This window comes from Pseudomonas purpurea, assembly GCF_039908635.1.
GTDB lineage: Bacteria > Pseudomonadota > Gammaproteobacteria > Pseudomonadales > Pseudomonadaceae > Aquipseudomonas > Aquipseudomonas purpurea.
The window spans coordinates 5,447,829-5,466,576 of sequence record NZ_CP150918.1 but is presented as its reverse complement, the minus strand read 5'-3'; the positions used below and the strand labels follow the sequence as shown (position 1 = coordinate 5,466,576).

At 62.7% G+C, this 18,748-nt stretch carries 15 protein-coding genes and 1 pseudogene; 8 read left to right on the top strand and 8 right to left on the bottom strand.

The window, feature by feature from the left end:
- Positions 1–237 precede the first annotated feature (237 nt).
- Positions 238–666, top strand: coding sequence for a TM2 domain-containing protein (locus AABM54_RS24655; RefSeq protein ID WP_347902511.1), 429 nt, complete (start codon positions 238–240; stop codon positions 664–666).
- A gap of 85 nt (positions 667–751) precedes the next feature.
- On the opposite strand, the gene AABM54_RS24650 is transcribed toward AABM54_RS24655, so the two are convergent.
- The 7 genes from AABM54_RS24650 to gshB form a co-directional block, all read right to left on the bottom strand.
- Positions 752–2,023, bottom strand: a complete 1,272-nt coding sequence (locus tag AABM54_RS24650; RefSeq protein ID WP_347902510.1) for a dihydroorotase — start codon at positions 2,021–2,023, stop codon at positions 752–754.
- The gene (locus AABM54_RS24645; protein WP_103395764.1) at positions 2,020–3,024 is read right to left on the bottom strand and encodes an aspartate carbamoyltransferase catalytic subunit; all 1,005 of its coding nucleotides are present in this window, start codon (positions 3,022–3,024) and stop codon (positions 2,020–2,022) included. Before AABM54_RS24645 ends, AABM54_RS24650 begins: the two co-directional genes overlap by 4 nt.
- Before the next feature lie 26 nt (positions 3,025–3,050).
- Entirely contained in the window at positions 3,051–3,557 is a 507-nt protein-coding gene (gene pyrR / locus AABM54_RS24640) for a bifunctional pyr operon transcriptional regulator/uracil phosphoribosyltransferase PyrR (protein ID WP_347902509.1), read from the bottom strand.
- Between the two features lie 95 nt (positions 3,558–3,652).
- The gene (ruvX, locus tag AABM54_RS24635; RefSeq protein WP_347902508.1) at positions 3,653–4,090 is read right to left on the bottom strand and encodes a Holliday junction resolvase RuvX; all 438 of its coding nucleotides are present in this window, start codon (positions 4,088–4,090) and stop codon (positions 3,653–3,655) included.
- Positions 4,090–4,659 (bottom strand): YqgE/AlgH family protein, encoded by a 570-nt coding sequence (locus AABM54_RS24630; protein WP_347902507.1) that lies wholly within the window; start codon positions 4,657–4,659, stop codon positions 4,090–4,092. The genes ruvX and AABM54_RS24630 overlap by 1 nt, the downstream gene beginning before the upstream one ends.
- 227 nt (positions 4,660–4,886) lie before the next feature.
- Positions 4,887–5,786 (bottom strand): energy transducer TonB, encoded by a 900-nt coding sequence (locus AABM54_RS24625; RefSeq protein ID WP_347902506.1) that lies wholly within the window; start codon positions 5,784–5,786, stop codon positions 4,887–4,889.
- 101 nt (positions 5,787–5,887) lie between these two features.
- Positions 5,888–6,841 carry a glutathione synthase gene (gshB, locus tag AABM54_RS24620; RefSeq protein WP_347902505.1) on the bottom strand — a complete coding sequence of 318 codons (954 nt, stop codon included), beginning with the start codon at positions 6,839–6,841 and terminating at the stop codon, positions 5,888–5,890.
- A gap of 261 nt (positions 6,842–7,102) precedes the next feature.
- Here gshB and pilG point away from each other — a divergent pair, with 261 nt between their 5' ends.
- From pilG to AABM54_RS24585, 7 genes and pseudogenes are all read left to right on the top strand, one after another.
- On the top strand, positions 7,103–7,507 hold the full coding sequence (gene pilG / locus AABM54_RS24615; RefSeq protein ID WP_347902504.1) for a twitching motility response regulator PilG: 405 nt from the start codon (positions 7,103–7,105) through the stop codon (positions 7,505–7,507).
- Between the two features lie 57 nt (positions 7,508–7,564).
- On the top strand, positions 7,565–7,930 hold the full coding sequence (gene pilH / locus AABM54_RS24610; RefSeq protein ID WP_347902503.1) for a twitching motility response regulator PilH: 366 nt from the start codon (positions 7,565–7,567) through the stop codon (positions 7,928–7,930).
- Positions 7,931–7,940: 10 nt separating this feature from the next.
- Positions 7,941–8,480, top strand: a complete 540-nt coding sequence (locus AABM54_RS24605; protein ID WP_347902502.1) for a chemotaxis protein CheW — start codon at positions 7,941–7,943, stop codon at positions 8,478–8,480.
- 190 nt (positions 8,481–8,670) lie between these two features.
- Positions 8,671–10,731, top strand: a complete 2,061-nt coding sequence (locus AABM54_RS24600; RefSeq protein ID WP_347902501.1) for a methyl-accepting chemotaxis protein — start codon at positions 8,671–8,673, stop codon at positions 10,729–10,731.
- 37 nt (positions 10,732–10,768) lie between these two features.
- Positions 10,769–16,709 (top strand): annotated as a pseudogene (locus AABM54_RS24595) (Hpt domain-containing protein).
- Complete coding sequence (locus AABM54_RS24590; RefSeq protein ID WP_347902500.1) at positions 16,702–17,157, top strand: chemotaxis protein CheW; 456 nt, start codon at positions 16,702–16,704, stop codon at positions 17,155–17,157. Before AABM54_RS24595 ends, AABM54_RS24590 begins: the two are co-directional and overlap by 8 nt.
- A gap of 145 nt (positions 17,158–17,302) precedes the next feature.
- The gene (locus AABM54_RS24585) at positions 17,303–17,920 is read left to right on the top strand and encodes a hemolysin III family protein (protein WP_347902499.1); all 618 of its coding nucleotides are present in this window, start codon (positions 17,303–17,305) and stop codon (positions 17,918–17,920) included.
- An 84-nt stretch (positions 17,921–18,004) separates the two neighbouring features.
- Here the strand turns inward: AABM54_RS24585 and AABM54_RS24580 are convergent, their stop codons facing one another.
- The gene (locus AABM54_RS24580) at positions 18,005–18,724 is read right to left on the bottom strand and encodes a 16S rRNA (uracil(1498)-N(3))-methyltransferase (RefSeq protein ID WP_347902498.1); all 720 of its coding nucleotides are present in this window, start codon (positions 18,722–18,724) and stop codon (positions 18,005–18,007) included.
- Between the last annotated feature and the right edge of the window lie 24 nt (positions 18,725–18,748).

Sequence of the window (18,748 nt, the reverse complement as noted above, 5' to 3'; positions counted from 1 at the left end):
TGTAGGTAAGCGCGCAACTTTATAACAGCTTTTTTGTCTATTCCGAGGCCGTTGGTCGATTCAACCTGGGAGTCAATTTCGTCAAATGCGCGACAAATTGCCCTAATTGTCTGACAGAGGTCAGGCGCTGCAAGGCTTTGACGGGAGTGAAGGTAGCACCTGCCACACGTCGGCCGCCTGTAAAAAAGTCACAAAGAATTCAAGAATATTTATCTATCGTGTGAAATGAGGTCCCTCATGAACACCTATCAACCACCTGTTTCATACCACGACACCCACAGCAAAGTGATCGGCTACCTGTTGTGGATTTTCGGTTTTATCGGCGCTCACCGCTTTTATTACGGTAAGCCGGTGACCGGGACGATCTGGTTTTTCAGCTTTGGCTTGCTGGGTATCGGCTGGTTGATCGACCTGTTCCTGATTCCGTCCATGGACAGTGAAGCCGACCGGCGTTTCACCGCCGGGCCCATCGAGTACAGCGTCGCCTGGATTCTGCTGACGTTTCTCGGGGTGTTCGGTGTGCATCGGATGTATCAGGGGAAGTGGATCAGCGGTTTGTTGTACCTGCTGACGGGCGGGTTTTTCCTGCTGGGTGTGCTGTATGACTTCTGGACGCTTAATGACCAGATTTCCGAGTGCAATGCCCAGAATAGAGGCGCCTTCTAGGACGCCTTCGCGAGCAAGCCCGCTCCCACAGGGTTGATGCGGTCCTTGTGGGAGCGGGCTTGCTCGCGATGGCGGCGACGCGGTCTCAAGCCTGGTGGCTGATCCGCCCATCCACCAGGGTGTAACGCACCACGCCCGGCAGGCTATGGCCGAGGAACGGGCAGTTTTCGCCTTTCGACAACCAGTGCTCACCGGCCACGGTGGACGCGGCAGGGTCGAACACCACGAGGTCCGCCGGGGCACCCACCGCCAGTTTGCCCGCCGGCAGGCGCAAGGCCTCGGCAGGGCCGGCACTCAGGCGTGCCAGCAACGTCGGCAAATCGAGCAAACCGTCTTCCACCAGCGTCATCGCCAGCGGCAGCAGCAGTTCAACACTGCTGATGCCCGGTTCGGTCGCGCCGAACGGCGCCAGTTTGGCGTCGCGCTCATGCGGCTGGTGATGGCTGGAGATGGCTTGCACCACCCCGGACTTCACGGCCGCACGCAGGCCATCGCGGTCGGCGCGGGTGCGCAGAGGCGGTTGCACGTGATAGAGGCTGTTGAAGTCGATCAGCGCCTCATCGGTGAGGATCAGTTGATACAGCGCCACATCGGCGGTCACTTTCAGGCCACGAGCCTGAGCCTGCGCGATCAGGGCCACACCGCGAGCACTGGTGAGCTGGCTGAAGTGCGCACGCACGCCGGTTTGCTCGACCAGCAGCAGGTCACGGGCCAGGGCCACGGTCTCGGCGGTTTCCGGAATGCCTGGCAAACCAAGGAAACTCGCGGTCGGGCCTTCGTGAGCCAGGCCACCTTCGGCCAGGTCATGATCCTGCGAATGGAATATCACCGTCAGGTCGAACGTTGCCGCGTAGTCCAGCGCCCGGCACAGGGTGCGGGTGTTGCGGAAACTCTCCAGGCCGTTGCCAAACGCCACGCAACCGGCATCGCGCAAGGCAATCAGCTCTGCAAGCTGCTCACCGTCCAGGCCTTTGCTCAGGGCGCCAATCGGGAACACCTTGGCGTTGCCGGCTTCGCGGGCGCGGTCGAGGATCAGTTCGGCCACGGCCGAGGTGTCGAGCACCGGTTTGGTGCGAGGCGGGCAGCACAGGCTGGTAACGCCACCGGCCACTGCGGCACGGGTTTCACTGGCAATCGTGCCTTTGCGGCTGTAACCCGGTTCGCGCAGGGCGACGTTCAGGTCAACGAGACCGGGGGCGACCACCAGGTTTTTGGCGTCGATGGTTTGCACGGCACTGAAATCGGCCGGAGCGGCGCCAATGGCGAGGATCTTGCCGGCTTCCAGGTGGATATCGGTGACTTGATCCAGGCCGCTGCTTGGATCGATGACGCGTGCGCCGAGAATGCTGAGTTTCACTGGGCGTTCTCCTGCTCGAATTGGCGCTGGGCCGTTTGCCCGCTCATGGCCATGGACAACACGGCCATACGAATGGCGATCCCGTAGGTCACCTGATTGAGAATCACCGAGTGCGGACCGTCGGCCACCGCCGATTCGATCTCCACGCCCCGGTTGATCGGGCCGGGGTGCATGACGATGGCATCCGGCTTGGCACCGGCCAGGCGTGCGGTGGTCAGGCCGAACAGGCGGTAGAACTCGCCTTCGCTCGGCAACAGGCCGCCGGTCATGCGTTCACGCTGCAAGCGCAGCATGATCACCACGTCGACGTCCTTCAGGCCTTCGGTCATGTCGGTGTAGACCTTCACGCCGTACTGCTCGATACCGATTGGCAGCAGGGTTTTCGGGGCGATCACACGGATGTCCGGGCAGCCAAGGGTTTTCAGCGCCAGCATGTTCGAGCGTGCCACCCGCGAGTGCAGGATGTCGCCGACGATGGCCACCGAGAGGTTTTCGAAACTGCCCTTGTGCCGACGGATGGTGAGCATGTCGAGCATGCCCTGGGTCGGGTGGGCGTGACGGCCGTCGCCGCCGTTGATGATCGCGACTTGCGGGCACACATGCTCGGCGATGAAGTGCGCGGCGCCAGAGTCGCCGTGGCGCACGACGAACATGTCGGCGGCCATGGCTTCAAGGTTGCGCAGGGTGTCGAGCAGGGTTTCGCCCTTGCTCGCCGACGAGGTGGACACGTTCAGGGTGATCACGTCCGCCGACAGCCGCTGGGCCGCCAGTTCGAAGGTGGTGCGGGTGCGGGTGGAGTTCTCGAAGAACACGTTGCACACGGTCTTGCCGCGCAGCAGCGGGACTTTCTTGACCGCTCGGGCGCCGACTTCAAGGAACGAGTCGGCGGTGTCGAGGATCTCCGTCAGCAGCTCGCGGCGCAAACCGTCGAGCGAGAGGAAGTGGCGCAGCTGGCCCTGGTCGTTGAGCTGCAGCGGGCGCTTGGTTTCTAGAGGCGTCATCGCAATGGACTCTTTAAAAGGGCGAGTTAAATGGCGAGGTCTTGAAGTTCGAGTTGCAGCGGGTCAGGGCCGGTCAACTTGACCCGTTCGTGGGCGGCCAGCGACAGGGTTGCGCCGACCACGTTCGGGCGGATCGGCAGCTCGCCGGCGTCCAGGTCCAGCAGGCAGACCAGGGTGACGCTGGCCGGGCGACCGTAATCGAAGAGTTCATTCATGGCGGCGCGGATGGTCCGCCCGCTCATCAGCACGTCGTCGATCAGGATCAGGTGCTGGCCTTCGATTTCGAACGGCAGCGCCGAGGGGCGCACCTGCGGGTGCAGGCCGTTCTGGCTGAAGTCGTCGCGGTAGAAGGAAACATCCAGCGTGCCCAGCGGCGAATCGCTGCCCAGCTCCTGGAGCAAGGCTTGAGCGACCCATACGCCACCGGTGCGAATGCCGATGTAACGCGGTTCGCTGATGTTGCGTTTGGCCAGATAGGCGTCAAGCCGGATCGCCATCTGGCTGATCAGGTCGGCGGGATTGGGCAGGCTCATGGTTGCTCCTTCGTGGGCCCGAGCCGATGCGTGCACAGTGCGGCGCGGGGTGTCGCTAAGTAGAGCCGCGGTCACGGCTCTTCAGGATTCGGTGTTCAGGAGCCGAACAGCGCGCCGTTTTCATCGAGCCAGCCTTGCAGCAGCAGGGCGGCGGCGATGGCGTCGACGGGGTTGTCGCGGTAACTGCCTTTCTGCCCGCCACGGACCAGGCGTTCGCCTTTGGCCTCGAAGGTGGTCAGGCGTTCATCGTGGGTATAGAAGGGCAGGTTGTAGCGGCCGTTCAGGCGACGGGCGAATTTCTCGGCGCGGGCGCACATGTCACTCGGCGTGCCGTCCATGTTCAGCGGCAGGCCGACCACCACGGCGTCGGGTTTCCATTCCTTGATCAGGGCTTCGACCTGATTCCAGTCGGGAATGCCGTTTTGGGCTTTCAACGTGCACAGCTCGCGGGCCTGGCCGGTAATCACCTGGCCGACGGCGACGCCAATCTGTTTGGTGCCGTAGTCAAAACCCAGTATCAGACGCAGGGCCATCAGGCGTGCCCCGCTTGGCTGGTGAGCAGGCTGAGGTTGACGCCCAGGTGCTTGGCCGCGGCGTCGAGGCGCAGTTCGCTGCTGGTGTTGAACAGGATGTCGGCGTCGAACGGGCAGGTCAGCCAGGCGTTGTCGGCCAGTTCAGCCTCCAGTTGCCCGGCTTCCCAACCGGCATAACCGAGGGCGATCAGGCTTTTGGCCGGGCCCACGCCGTCGGCGATGGCGAACAGCACGTCCTGGGAGGTGGACAGGGCGAGGCCATCGAGTTCGACAGTTGCCTGGTACTTCGGACCGATGGGGTGCAACACAAAACCGCGATCGGTCTGCACCGGGCCGCCGGTAAAGATCGGCACGTGCTGGCAGAGTACTGGCGGCTCGATGTCGGGGCGCAACTGTTCAAGAATGTCCGCCAGGCTCAGGTCTTGCGGGCGGTTGATCACCAGCCCCATGGCCCCATTGGCGGTGTGCTCGACGATGTAGGTCAAGGTGTGAGCAAAGTTCGGGTCGGCCATGTGAGGCATGGCGATCAGGAAGTGATGCTTGAGGTAGCTGGGGCTGACGTTTTTCATGTGCGCTAGTGTGGCGTTGGAGGGGCGAACTGACAAGCTGGGGATGCGCAGGAAATGCCCTTATTCCAGCTGGCAACCCAGATCAAATGTGGGAGCGAGCTTGTTGTGGCGAGGGAGCTTGCTCCCGCTTGAGCGCGTAGCGTTCGCTTTTTTGGGGTCTGCTTCGCAGCCCAGCGGGAGCAAGCTCCCTCGCCACAGGTTTCCTCCATCCTGGAAATCTGTGGAGGTCAGTTGCTGGACAGCTTGTCCCCGCGTGCAAACTTCCAGGTGCGGATGATTTCCAGTCGGTCGATATCCGACAGATCGCCGGTAAACGGGGCAAATGGCGCCGCCAGTCGCACGATCCGTTGTGCGGCCTGGTCCAGCAGCGGCTGGCCGGAGGACTCCAGTACCAGCACTTCATAGAGCGAACCGTCGCGGTTGATCGAGACCATCAGGCGCAAATTGCCGTAGATCTGTTTGCGCCGGGCTTCGTCCGGGTAGTTCAGGTTGCCGATGCGCTCGACCTTCTTGCGCCATTCGTCTTTGTACCAGGCACCTTTGTCACGCATGGTCGACGCCGCGCTCAGGCGATGGATGCGCGGGCGCTTGGCGTACAGCTGTTGTTCGTGGGCCAGTTCCGCTTCCAGGCTGGCAATGTCGCTGGACAGTTGCGAGCTGTCGAATGTCGGTGTCGCGGCCTTGGGCGTCGGCTCTGCCTTGACCTCTTCTTTCTTGGTCGCGGCTTTCTTTGGCGCGGGGGCGACAGTGGTCACGGCCGCTTTCGGCGCGGCTTCCGGCACCTGGGGTTTGACCGAGGGTGGAGGCGTGACTTTCTGGACCTTGTTGTCCTGGAACGGCGCGACCTCGGTGGTCTTGGGAATCGCTTTTTTATCCAGGGTGCCGCTGCCTTGCTGGTTTTCCTGGGCGAGGAAATCGGCTTTTTTAGGCTTGGTTTCGCTTTTGAAAGTGGCGAGGGTGATTTCCAGGGTTTTGCTGATCTGCTTGGGTTCGACAAGGGAGAACCCGACGCCCAACAGCAAGGCCAGGTGAATCAGCGCCGCGAGAAACAGGGTAAAACCGAGGCGATCGGCCGGGCGCACGCCACTGTGGGCGAGTTCGGGGGGCAGATCGGAAGGGAGTGTCATCAGCGGTTCGACATCACAAGAGGCATCACAAAAACCAACATCACGCGTTTCACAGGCGGCGCATGATAGCGCAATGTTGGTTCCTGCTTGTTTGTTCTACATCACTTGGCTTTAAGCTTCTGATCGATGGCAGCCATCAGCATTTCGCCGATGTTCGTGCCAAAAGCGTTGTCGATCTCGCGAATACAGGTCGGGCTGGTGACGTTGATTTCCGTCAGGTGCTCGCCGATCACGTCGAGGCCGACGAACAGCAGGCCCTTTTCACGCAGCGTCGGGCCGACCTGTGCGGCGATCCAGCGGTCCTTGTCGGTCAACGGGCGGGCTTCGCCACGACCACCGGCGGCCAGGTTGCCACGGGTTTCGCCAGCGGCCGGAATCCGCGCCAGGCAGTAATCCACCGGCTCGCCGTCGATCATCAGAATGCGCTTGTCGCCGTCCTTGATCGCCGGCAGGTAGGCCTGGGCCATGATCTGCTGGCTGCCCAGCGCCGTCAGGGTTTCCAGAATCACCGACAGGTTCGGATCCCCCGCGCGATGGCGGAAGATCGAGGTGCCGCCCATGCCGTCCAGCGGCTTGAGGATCACGTCGCCGTGTTTGGCGGCGAACTCGCGCAGCACGTCGGCGCGGCGGCTGACCACGGTCGGCGGCGTGCACTGCGGGAACAGCGTGGCGAACAGTTTTTCATTGCAGTCGCGCAGGCTCTGCGGCTTGTTGACCACCAGCACGCCCGCGCGCTCGGCTTGCTCCAACAGGTACGTGGAGTAGACGAACTCCATGTCGAACGGCGGGTCCTTGCGCATCAGGATCACGTCCAGATCGCTCAGCAGCGCGTCGGTTTCGGCTTCCAGCTCGAACCATTTTTCCGGGTTGGCGAACACCTTCAGTGGGCGCATGCGTGCCCGGGCTTCACCTTCGCTTTGGTACAGATCACGCTGTTCCATGTAGAACAGCGTCCAGCCGCGAGCCTGGGCGGCCAGCAGCATGGCCAGCGAGCTGTCCTTTTTATAGGAAATGCTGGCGATAGGGTCCATGACAATCCCGACGCGAACGCTCATGGGTGTTTCCTCGAAAATGGGCTGGCCCGACTCAGGGTAAAAAGCAGGGCAAAAAATGACGTGAAAAAGTGGCGTCAGAGTGGCGCCCAGTGTGTTCCCGGTCAAGGAAAAACCACCTCGCCGGTTGCTCGATAGATTGCCGCCAGCGACTGTGCTAAAAAGGCTGCCATGCTACATGGAAGCCTTGAACATCAAGGGCTTCACGCGTTGAAAACCCGTGCATCGACAAAATCGAATCCCAGTGGCGATGGTAGAGCAGATATGGAACAGCATTCCAACGCCTTGAAGGTCATGGTGATCGACGATTCGAAAACCATACGCCGCACGGCCGAAACGTTGTTGCGCAACGTCGGCTGCGAGGTGATTACGGCGGTCGATGGTTTCGATGCCCTGGCCAAGATTGCCGATCATCATCCGGGGATCATTTTTGTCGACATCATGATGCCGCGTCTGGATGGTTATCAGACCTGCGCTTTAATCAAGAACAACAGTGCGTTCAAGTCCACGCCAGTGATTATGCTGTCGTCCAAGGACGGCCTGTTCGACAAGGCCAAGGGGCGCATCGTCGGTTCCGACCAGTTCCTGACCAAGCCTTTCAGCAAGGAAGAACTGCTGGACGCGATCCAGGCCCATGTTCCGGGCTTTGCCGCCGTTTCGCCGCAGTAGGACACGCACAGCGACACCCGGCCAACGGGCCAGGCGTCTATATGAATGGGGAAGACCATGGCACGTATTCTGATCGTCGATGATTCGCCGACTGAAATGTACAAACTGACCGGCATGCTTGAAAAGCACGGTCATGAAGTGTTGAAAGCCGAAAACGGCGCTGATGGCGTGGCCCTGGCCCGCCAGGAAAAGCCCGACGCCGTGCTGATGGACATCGTCATGCCGGGCCTCAACGGTTTTCAGGCGACCCGCCAGCTGACCAAGGACCCGGACACCGGCCACATTCCGGTGATCATCATTACCACCAAGGATCAGGAGACCGACAAGGTCTGGGGCACCCGCCAGGGCGCGAGGGATTACCTGACCAAACCGGTGGATGAAGAAACACTGATCAAGACCCTGAACTCCGTTCTGGCCAGCTGAGCCGTTGGCCATGGCCGAGTCGCTGACGGCGTTCGAACTGCTGTTGCAGATCGATGCGCGCTGCCGCTTGCTGGCGGCGGATTTGCCGTCCCAGCACACCCGCCAGCACGGCTGGAGCGGGATCGGTTTTCGCATCGGCGAGCGCTGGTACGTGGCGCCGATGGGCGAGGTCAGCGAAGTGCTGCACGAACCCCGCTTCACGCAGTTGCCCGGCGTCAAGCCATGGGTTCGCGGTGTGGCTAACCTGCGTGGGCGGTTGCTGCCGGTCATGGACCTGTGCGGGCTCTTCGGTGTCGAGCTGTCGACGGTGCGCAAGCAGCGGCGAGTGCTGGTGGTCGAACATAACGAAGTGTTTGCCGGGTTGATGGTCGATGAAGTGCTGGGTATGCAGCACTTTGACCAAGGCAGTTTCAGGCCAGACGCAGCGGACACGGCGCAAGGGTCGATGGCGGCGTTTATCAAGGGGCGCTTCGAGCGCGAGCAATGCTGGCAGGTGTTCAGCCCGTTTGCCCTCGCGCATTCACAGAGCTTCATGAACGTAGCCCTGTAACTGCGGACTTTTGTGGGGGCAAGCTTTTGTGGCGAGGGAGCTTGCTCTCGCTGGGCTGCGAAGCGGCCCTCTTTTCCAAAAAGGAAGGGGACTGCTGCGCCCGAGCGCGGACCGGTCCAAGGGGAGCAAGCTCCCTCGCCACAGGTACTTTGGTGAGTTCTAAAGGGTGTTGGTTAACAGGCGAGGATCGATGACAAAAGCAAAAGCAGGTAAGCCAACGGAAGGGTCGCGCAGCCGGTCGCAGATCATCGTGCTGTTCATCGCGCTGATCATTTTCATCGTGTTGCTGTTCGCCAACTTCGCCTACCTCAATACCCAGGCTACCTACGACAAACAGTACATCGGCCATGCCGGTGAGCTGCGCGTGCTGTCCCAGCGCATTGCCAAGAACGCCACCGAAGCGGCGGCCGGCAAGGCTGCGGCGTTCAAACTGCTGAGCGATGCACGCAACGACTTTGCCCAGCGCTGGAGCTTTCTGAAGAAGGGCGACCCGGCCACCGGCCTGCCGCCCGCGCCGTCGACCGTGCGCCCGGAAATGCGCGCCGTGCAGCTGGACTGGGAGCGCCTGCTGAAGAACACCGACGCGATCCTCTCCAGCGAACAGACCGTGTTGTCCTTGCATCAAGTCGCCGCGACCCTGGCCGAAACCGTGCCGCAGTTGCAGGTCGAGTCCGAAAAAGTCGTCGACATCCTGCTCCAGCGCGGCGCCCCCGCCACACAGGTCGCCGTGGCCCAGCGTCAGTCGTTGCTGGCCGAACGGATTCTCGGCGCGGTCAACACCGTGCTGGCCGGAGACGAAAACGCCCAGCAGGCAGCCGACGCCTTCGGCCGTGACGCAGCGCGTTTTGGCCAGGTGCTCAATGGCATGCTCCAGGGCAACCCGGCGCTGAAGATCAGCCAGGTCGAAGACCGCGACGCCCGCGCGCGGCTGACCGAGATTGCCGAGTTGTTCGAGTTCGTCTCCGGCTCCGTGGATGAAATCCTCGAAACCTCCCCCGAACTGTTCAAGGTGCGCGAGTCGGCGAGTAACATTTTCAGCCTGTCCCAGACCTTGCTCGACGAAGCGTCGCACCTGGCCAGCAGCTTTGAAAACCTGGTGGGCGGGCACACCACCGACACCATCGGCGGTTACGTGCTGGGCTTGCTGGCGCTGGCCTCGATCATCCTGATCGGCTTGGTGATGGTCCGTGAGACCAATCGCCAGTTGCAGGAAACCGCCGAGAAAAACGAACGCAATCAGAACGCGATCATGCGCCTGCTCGATGAAATCGCGGACCTGGCCGACGGTGATCTCACGGTGACGGCTTCGGTGACCGAAGACTTTACCGGGACCATCGCCGACTCGATCAACTACTCGGTCGACCAGTTGCGCGATCTGGTGGCGACCATCAACCTCACGGCCGGTCAAGTCGCGGCGGCCGTGCAGGAAACCCAGGCCACGGCCATGCACCTGGCCCAGGCGTCCGAGCATCAGGCCCAGCAGATTTGCGAAGCATCGGCTTCGATCAACGAAATGGCCCAGTCCATCGACCAGGTGTCGGCCAACGCTGCCGAGTCCTCGGCGGTGGCCGAGCGTTCGGTGGAAATCGCCAACAAGGGCAACGAGGTGGTGCACAACACCATCCACGGCATGGACAACATTCGAGAACAGATCCAGGACACCGCCAAGCGTATCAAGCGTTTGGGCGAATCTTCGCAGGAGATCGGCGATATCGTTAGCCTGATCGATGACATTGCCGACCAGACCAACATCCTGGCCCTCAACGCGGCGATTCAGGCTTCCATGGCGGGCGACGCCGGGCGCGGTTTTGCGGTGGTGGCCGATGAAGTGCAGCGTCTGGCCGAGCGCTCGTCGGCGGCGACCCGGCAGATCGAAACCCTGGTGCGGGCGATCCAGACCGACACCAACGAAGCAGTGATTTCCATGGAGCAGACCACCACCGAGGTGGTGCGCGGCGCGCGGCTGGCGCAGGATGCCGGAGTGGCTCTGGAGGAAATCGAAGGCGTGTCGAAAACCCTCGCGGCGCTGATCCAGAGCATTTCCAACGCGGCGCAGCAACAGACGTCGTCGGCCGGTCAGATCTCCTTGACGATGAACGTGATCCAGCAGATCACCACACAGACCTCGTCGGGCTCGACCGCCACCGCCGAGAGCATCGGCAACCTGGCGAAGATGGCCAGCCAGTTGCGCCGTTCGGTGTCGGGCTTCACCTTGCCGACGGCCCCTGCGCGAGACGCCGGTCAGGCCTGAGCCCTGAACGCGGTGAATGAAATTGACTGGAGTGGTTATGGGTGATCGGCACGACTATGTGGCCCTCGAATGGGTCAAGGGCGAAATTGCCGAAACGCTGAAGCAGGCTTCTCTGGCCCTCGAAAACGTGGCCCTCGACACCCTGGCCGAGGACCCGCAGGTGACGCCGGCCATCGACGAGTGCCTGGCCTGTATCCATCAGGTCCACGGCAGCCTGCAAATGGTCGAGTTCTATGGCGCGGCCCTGCTTGCCGAAGAAATGGAGCAACTGGCCGGCGCCTTGCAGCAGAACCGCGTCAGCCATCGTGACGAAGCGATTCACGTGTTGCAACAGGCCTTGGGCCAGTTGCCGATCTACCTTGACCGTGTTCACAGCGCCCGCCGTGATTTACCGCTGGTGGTGCTGCCGCTGATCAACGACCTGCGCAGCGCCCGGGACGAGAGCCTGTTGTCGGAAACCAGCCTGTTCAGCCCGCACCTGCCGGTGATCGCACCGCTGGATGCCGCCGCGCTGACGCTGCTCGAGCCCCCCGACCTGCCGAACATGCTGCGCAAGGCCCGGCAACTGCTGCAAATGGGCCTGGTCGGCCTGCTACGTGAGCAGGACGATGAAACCAACGTCGGTTACCTGGCCAAGGTCTTCGCCCGCCTGGAAGGGCTGTGTCGCAACTCGCCGCTGAACCCGTTGTGGCAAGTGGCGTCGGCGCTGGTCGAAGGCATGGCGCAAGGCTGCATCGCCAACAGCCCCGCGTTGCGCAGCCTGTTCAAGGACGCCGACAAGGAGCTCAAGCGTCTGCTTGAGCAGGGCATGACCGGGATCAATGAACCGGCCCCCGCCCGAGTTGCTCAAGAGCTTGTTGTTCTATATTGCCAAGGCCCAATACCCCAGCGCGCAGATGCATACCATGAAAGAACGTTACGGACTGGATGAGGCGCTGCCGGACAGCGCCATGGTCGATGAGGAACGCGCCCGCCTGGCCGGCCCTGACCGCGATGCCATGCGCTCGGTGCTTGCCGCGCTGTGCGAAGAGCTGGTGCGGGTCAAGGAACGGCTCGACCTGTTCGTGCGCAGCGACCGGCAGCACACCTCGGACCTCGACAGCCTGCTGGCGCCGTTGCGGCAGATCGCCGACACCTTGGCGGTGCTGGGTTTCGGCCAGCCGCGCAAGGTCATCATCGATCAGTTGGCGGTGGTCCAGAGCCTTGCCCAGGGCCAGCGCGAACCCAACGACGCGATCCTGATGGATGTTGCGGGTGCGTTGCTCTATGTCGAGGCGACCCTGGCCGGAATGGTCGGCACCGTCGAACCGGAAAACCGTGAAGAAAGCCGCCTGCCGACCACCGACCTGACGCAGATCCACCAGATTGTCATCAAGGAAGCCCGCATCTGCCTGCAACAGGCCAAGGACATGATCGTCGACTACATCGACGCTGGCTGGGACCGCCAGCACCTGCAACCGCTGCCGGCCCTGTTGACCCAGGTGCGTGGCGCGCTGGCGATGATTCCGTTGAGCCGTGCGGCGAGCCTGTTGGAAGCCTGTAACGGGTTTATCCGCGAGCACCTGCTGGTGGATCAGGCCCAGCCCGGCTGGCAGCAACTCGACCACCTGGCGGATGCGATCACCAGCCTCGAATATTATCTGGAGCGTTTGAGCGACGATCATGAAGCGCCCGGCGAGGCGCTGCTGGACGTTGCCGAGCAAAGCCTCGCGGCGCTGGGCTATTTCCCTCGCGAGCCGCAGGTGCCGCTGCTCAATGACGTGCTCGGCCCCGGCGAAGCGCGGGCGATGCAGGGCTTGCAGCCACTGGACGACCCGCAGGTGGTGCAATCCCTGGCCGAAGTGCTCGCCAGCCCGGTGTCCGCCGTGAACCCGCCGGCCCTCAATACGCCGGGTAGCCTGTTGCCGCCGCCGCTCGACGAGGAGCCGGTGGATGACGAGCTGCGTGAAGTGTTCCTTGAGGAGACCGACGAAGTCCTCGATGTGCTGCGCGAGTACCTGCCGCGCTGGTCCGCCAGCCCTGACAGTGCTTCGGCCCTGGGTGAGTTGCGTCGGGCCTTCCATACCTTGAAAGGCAGCGGTCGGATGGTCCGTGCGCTGGTCCTCGCCGAGCTGGCCTGGGCGATGGAGAACCTGCTCAACCGTGTGCTGGAACGCAGTGTCGAACCCGGCGCGGCGGTGCAGCAGCTGTTGGCCGATGCTTTGGAGTTGTTGCCTGAACTGGTGGACGAGTTTGCCGCCAATGGCCAGCGCCAGCGCGATGATGTCGACCGCTTGGCTGCCCGTGCCCACGCACTGGCCAAGGGTGATGATGCGGCTCCAGAAGGCATTTCGCCTCAGGACGCCGCTCTCGATCCGCAGTTGCTGGAGATCTTTCGCAACGAGGCCGAAACCCACCTCGCCAGCCTCAACCGCTTTCTCGATCAGGCCGCCGAGCACATGCCCTTGCAGGCCAGCGACGAGTTGCAGCGCGCACTGCACACGCTCAAGGGCAGCGCGTCGATGGCCGGCGTGTTGCCGATTGCTGAACTGGCGGCACCGCTGGACCACCTCGCCCGCGAGTTCAAGGCGCACCAGATGCCGCTGGACCTGGACGAAGTCGAGTTGCTGCTTGAAGCCGAAGGCCTGTTTCGCCGGGGCCTGAAGCAGTTGGACCGCGACCCGCTGGCCGAGATTGCCGGTGCCCAAAGCCTTATCGAACGCACCCGGACCCTGCTCGCCGAACGGCTTGAAGCCATTCTCAGTGCGCCGAATACCGGGCTGCGAATCAAGCGTGATCCGCAGCTCATCAACAACTTCCTGGCCCAGGGCATGGACATCCTGCTGGATGCCGAAAGCCTGCTTCAGCGCTGGCAGCAGCACCCCGGCGAACGTCTGGAACTCAGCGCGTTGCTCGATGAGCTGACGACACTGGGCGAAGGCGCGCACCTGGCGGACCTGCACCCGGTGGATGAGCTCTGCGAGGCGTTGCTCGACCTGTATGGCGCGGTGGAAGAAAGCAGCCTGGCGGTCAGCGACCGGTTTTTCCATGAAGCACAAAGTGCCCACGAAGCCCTGATCAACATGCTCGACGAACTGGCTGCGGGCCAGGAAGTCAGCCCGCAGCCTGCCCGTGTCCGGGCATTGCGCGAGTTGCTCGATGAGGGCCTCGACCCCTCGGCCATGGGCCTGATTCGCAGCGACGGCAGCCGAACCCTGAGCATCACCGAGCTGGGCAGTGCCACGGCAACGCTTGAGCAAGCGTCAGCGGCGCAACCCAGCCCGGACGATGAAATTGTCTCGATCTTCCTCGAAGAAGCGGCGGACATCCTCGAAAGCGCGGGCCAGGCTTTGCAGCGCTGGTTGCGCGACCCGGACAATGCGGCACCGTTGTCGTCGCTGCAGCGCGACTTGCATACCCTCAAGGGTGGCGCGCGGATGGCCGAGGTCGGGCCGGTCGGCGACCTGGCCCATGAGCTGGAAAGTCTTTACGAAGGGCTGGTGGACCGACGCCACAGCCACGGCGCGGACCTGGCGTCGTTGCTGCAACAGAGCCATGACCGGCTCGCGGTGTTGTTAGAGCAACTGCAAGGCCAGCAATCGCTGGACGACCCGACGGCGCTGATCGAGGCCATTCGCGAGTTTCGCCAGGGCAACGCTGGCAGTCCTGAAACGCTGGAAGCACCGGCCGAGTTCGACCCGGCGGCGCACGACCCGGAGTTGCTGGAGATCTTCCTCGAAGAAGGGTTCGACATTATCGACAGCTCAGGCGCGGCGCTGGTGCGCTGGCAAGCCGAGCCGCAAAGCCGTCAGGAAGTCGAAACCCTGCTGCGCGACCTGCACACCCTCAAGGGCGGTGCGCGGATGGTCGAAATCACCCCGATCGGCGACCTGGCCCATGAGCTGGAGTTTCTCTACGAAGGCTTGTCGGCCGGGCTGCTGCAACCGACCGCCGCGCTGTTTGCTCTGTTGCAGGGCTGCCAGGATCGCCTGGCGCAGATGCTCGACGCGACGCGCGCCGGTCAACCGGTGTTGCCGGCCGAGGAACTGATCGAGGCGATCCGCGACTTCACCCACCCAGCGGCCAACGCTCCAGAGGCACCCGCGGCAGAACCGCTCGCGCCGCTGCCGGTCAAGCCCGAGGCGCCGGTTGTGCCAGCCGAGATCGCCGCTGACATGGTCAAGGTCTCGGCAGAGTTGCTGGATGATCTGGTCAACCTCGCGGGCGAAACCTCGATCTTTCGAGGGCGGATCGAACAACAAGTCAACGATGCCCGCGTGGCCCTGAGCGAGATGGAAACCACCATCGAGCGGATGCGCGACCAGTTGCGCCGACTCGATACCGAAACCCAGGGGCGGATTCTCAGTCGTCAGCAGGTTGAGGCCGAGCGCTTGGGTTATGAAGAATTCGACCCGCTGGAGATGGATCGCCATTCCCAGTTGCAACAGCTGTCGCGGGCGCTGTTTGAATCCGCCTCCGACTTGCTCGACCTCAAGGAAACCCTCGACCGACGCAACCATGACGCAGAAAACCTGTTGCAGCAGCAGGGCCGCATCAACACCGAATTGCAGGAAGGCCTGATGCGCACGCGCATGGTGCCGTTCGAGCGGATGTTGCCGCGACTCAAACGCATCGTCCGCCAGGTTTCAAGCGAGCTGGGCAAGGATGTCGAATTCATCGTCGGCAACGCCGAAGGCGAGATGGACCGTAACGTGCTGGAACGCATGGCCGCGCCGCTGGAGCACATGCTGCGCAATGCCGTCGACCACGGTCTGGAAGCCGCCGAGGTGCGCGTGGCGGCCGGCAAGCCTGCCCAGGGACGGATCACCCTCGACCTGTCCCGCGAGGGCGGCGACATCATTTTCGACATCCGCGACGACGGCGCCGGGGTGCCGCTGGAGGCCGTGCGGCGCAAGGCGATCAAGCGCGGGTTGCTTGACCCGAACACCGAGATCAGTGACCGCGATGTCTTGCAGTTCATTCTGCAACCGGGGTTTTCCACCGCCGAGAAAATCACCCAGATCTCCGGGCGCGGTGTCGGCATGGACGTGGTTCACGAAGAAGTCCGGCAACTGGGCGGCACCATGACCATCGACTCTGTGCCTGGGCAGGGCGTGCATTTTCGCATTCGGCTGCCGTTCACCGTGTCGGTCAACCGCGCACTGATGGTGCAGTGTGCGGAGGATCAGTACGCGATTCCGCTGAACACCATCGACGGGATCGTGCGCGTGCTGCCCAATGAACTGGAGGCGTACTATCAGCTCGACCCGCCGCGCTACACGTACGCGGGGCAGCACTATGAACTGTGTTACCTGGGTGAACTGCTGAAAACCAGCGTGCGCCCGAAACTGCTGGGCCAGAGCCTGCCGTTGCCGGTGCTGCTGGTGCAGTGCAACGAACGGCACATCGCGGTGCAGGTCGACGCCATGGCCGGCACCCGGGAAATCGTGGTCAAGAGCCTCGGGCCGCAGTTCGCCGGGGTGCAGGGGTTGTCGGGCGCGACCATTCTGGGCGATGGCCGGGTGGTGCTGATTCTTGATCTGCTGGCACCGATCCGGGCGATGCAGGCCCGTGTGCCGTCGCGTATCGTCGTGCAGGAGTCCGGCAACGACACCCAGGCGCAGCGGCCGATGCTGGTGTTGGTGGTCGACGATTCGGTCACCGTGCGCAAGGTCACCAGCCGTCTGCTCGAACGCCACGGCATGAACGTGCTGACCGCCAAGGACGGAGTCGACGCGATGCTGGTGCTCGAAGACCACCTGCCGGACCTGATGCTGCTGGACATCGAAATGCCACGCATGGACGGCTTCGAAGTGGCCATGCAGGTACGCAATGACCCGCGTTTGCAGCACTTGCCGATCATCATGATTACCTCGCGCACCGGCCAGAAACACCGCGACCGCGCCATGGCCATCGGCGTCAACGATTACCTGGGCAAGCCGTACCAGGAATCGGTGTTGCTCGAGAGCATCGCCCTGTGGAGCAAAACCCATGCATGAACATCGCGCCAGCAACCTCACCGGGCTGCTGCTGCCGTTGGCGGATCGCAACCTGATCCTGCCCAACGTTGCCGTGGCTGAACTGATCGACTACCAGCCCGGTACCTTCGATCTCGACTCGCCGCCCTGGTACCTGGGGCTGGTGAGCTGGCGTGACCGGAAAATCCCGCTGTTGAGTTTCGAGTCGGCGTGCGGCCAGAAAACCGTGATCGGCGACCGCGCCCGCATCGTCGTGCTTAATGCCCTTGGCGGTCGCCCGGACCTCAAGTTCATTGCCTTGCTGGTGCAGGGTATCCCGCGTTCCTACAAACTCGACAGCCAGTTGAGTTACGTCGACGTGCCGCTGTGCACCCTGGAACACGCCGCGGTGCAGGTCGCCGAACAAGTGGCCAAGGTTCCGGACCTGTTGGCGCTGGAGGAGTTGCTGGTGGGGGCGGGGTTGGCCTGAGGTTGATCGTTGCCATGTCGACGGGTCGAACGCGTCCGCGGGGAACGATCCACGTTGGAAACAACATTCTTCTGAAACATTGCGCTTTCAGGCTACAAGCCTGAGCCTTGCGCACGTTTGTCCTGGTTTTTAAGGTGAGTCACACATGTATCACGGGGAAAGATTCAACGCCTGGACCCATCTGCTAGGTGCGATTGCAGCGTTTGTCGGGGCGGTCTGGTTGCTGGTGATTGCCAGCATGGACGGCAACCCATGGAAGATTGTCAGCGTGGCGATCTACGGGTTCACCTTGTTGGTGCTGTACAGCGTGTCGACGGTGTACCACAGCGTGCGCGGCCGGGCGAAAACCATCATGCAGAAGGTCGATCACCTGTCGATTTACCTACTGATTGCCGGCAGTTACACGCCGTTTTGCCTGGTCACGCTGCGCGGGCCGTGGGGCTGGACGTTGTTCGGCATCGTCTGGGGGCTGGCGGTGATCGGCATGCTGCAAGAGATCAAGCCACGCTCCGAAGCGCGAATCCTGTCGATTGTGATCTACGCGGTGATGGGCTGGATCGTGCTGGTGGCGGTCAAACCGTTGATGGCCGCGCTGGGCGGCGCGGGGTTTGCCTGGCTGGCGGCGGGCGGGGTGTTTTATACCGTCGGCATCATCTTCTTCGCCCTCGACAGCCGACTGCGCCACGCTCACGGTATCTGGCACCTGTTCGTCATTGCCGGCAGTCTGCTGCACTTCGTGGCGATCCTGTTCTACGTCCTTTAGATCGAGGCGCGGCCATCGCGAGCAAGCTCGCTCCCACAAAGGCGCCGCTGTTCCTGAGGGAGCGAGCTTGCTCGCGATGGGGTCCTAAAAGTCGCCCCAAAGCTGCTGGGCCACGGCCAACGCCACCACGGGCGCGGTTTCGGTGCGCAGCACTCGCGGGCCGAGGCGGGCGGCGTGGTAGCCGGCGCTCTTGGCCTGATCGACTTCGGCATCCGACAACCCGCCTTCCGGGCCGATCAGAAATGCCAGGGTCGCAGGCTTGGCATGGCTCACCAGCGGTTCGGCCACCGGGTGCAGCACCAGCTTCAACTCGGCCTCGGTCTGTTTCAGCCAATCGGCCAGCAGCAGCGGCGGGTGAATGACCGGTACGCGTGAGCGCCCGCATTGCTCGCAAGCACTGATGGCGACCTGGCGCCAGTGCTGTAAACGCTTGTCGGCGCGTTCATCCTTGAGCCGGACTTCACAGCGATCGCTGAAGATCGGAGTGATTTCGTTCACACCCAACTCGGTGGCTTTTTGAATTGCCCAATCCATCCGCTCGCCCCGGGACAGGCCCTGGCCCAGGTGAATGTGCAGTGGCGACTCGATTTGCCCGGCGAAGCTTTCCGTCAACGCCACGCGTACGCGTTTCTTGCCGACCTCCGCCAGCGTGCCGAGGAACTCCTGGCCAGAGCCGTCGAACACTTGCAACGCATCGCCCTCGGCCATGCGCAGCACGCGGCTGATGTAGTGCGCCTGGGCTTCGGGCAGCTCATGTTCGCCGAGGCTCAGGGGGGGGTCGATAAAGAAGCGGGACAGTCTCATTCTGGTTCTCTGTAAAAATTTGAA

Excerpts from the sequence above, each read along its gene's own strand:
- ruvX (WP_347902508.1), bottom strand. The coding sequence starts at position 4,090 with ATGGCCCTGCGTCTGATACTGGGTTTTGACTACGGCACCAAACAGATT.
- AABM54_RS24625 (WP_347902506.1), bottom strand. The coding sequence starts at position 5,786 with ATGACACTCCCTTCCGATCTGCCCCCCGAACTCGCCCACAGTGGCGTG.
- AABM54_RS24585 (WP_347902499.1), top strand. The coding sequence starts at position 17,303 with ATGTATCACGGGGAAAGATTCAACGCCTGGACCCATCTGCTAGGTGCG.
- AABM54_RS24600 (WP_347902501.1), top strand. The coding sequence starts at position 8,671 with ATGACAAAAGCAAAAGCAGGTAAGCCAACGGAAGGGTCGCGCAGCCGG.
- AABM54_RS24655 (WP_347902511.1), top strand. The coding sequence starts at position 238 with ATGAACACCTATCAACCACCTGTTTCATACCACGACACCCACAGCAAA.
- AABM54_RS24630 (WP_347902507.1), bottom strand. The coding sequence starts at position 4,659 with ATGAAAAACGTCAGCCCCAGCTACCTCAAGCATCACTTCCTGATCGCC.
- pilG (WP_347902504.1), top strand. The coding sequence starts at position 7,103 with ATGGAACAGCATTCCAACGCCTTGAAGGTCATGGTGATCGACGATTCG.
- AABM54_RS24580 (WP_347902498.1), bottom strand. The coding sequence starts at position 18,724 with ATGAGACTGTCCCGCTTCTTTATCGACCCCCCCCTGAGCCTCGGCGAA.
- pyrR (WP_347902509.1), bottom strand. The coding sequence starts at position 3,557 with ATGAGCCTGCCCAATCCCGCCGACCTGATCAGCCAGATGGCGATCCGG.
- AABM54_RS24645 (WP_103395764.1), bottom strand. The coding sequence starts at position 3,024 with ATGACGCCTCTAGAAACCAAGCGCCCGCTGCAGCTCAACGACCAGGGC.
- AABM54_RS24605 (WP_347902502.1), top strand. The coding sequence starts at position 7,941 with ATGGCCGAGTCGCTGACGGCGTTCGAACTGCTGTTGCAGATCGATGCG.
- gshB (WP_347902505.1), bottom strand. The coding sequence starts at position 6,841 with ATGAGCGTTCGCGTCGGGATTGTCATGGACCCTATCGCCAGCATTTCC.
- AABM54_RS24590 (WP_347902500.1), top strand. The coding sequence starts at position 16,702 with ATGCATGAACATCGCGCCAGCAACCTCACCGGGCTGCTGCTGCCGTTG.
- pilH (WP_347902503.1), top strand. The coding sequence starts at position 7,565 with ATGGCACGTATTCTGATCGTCGATGATTCGCCGACTGAAATGTACAAA.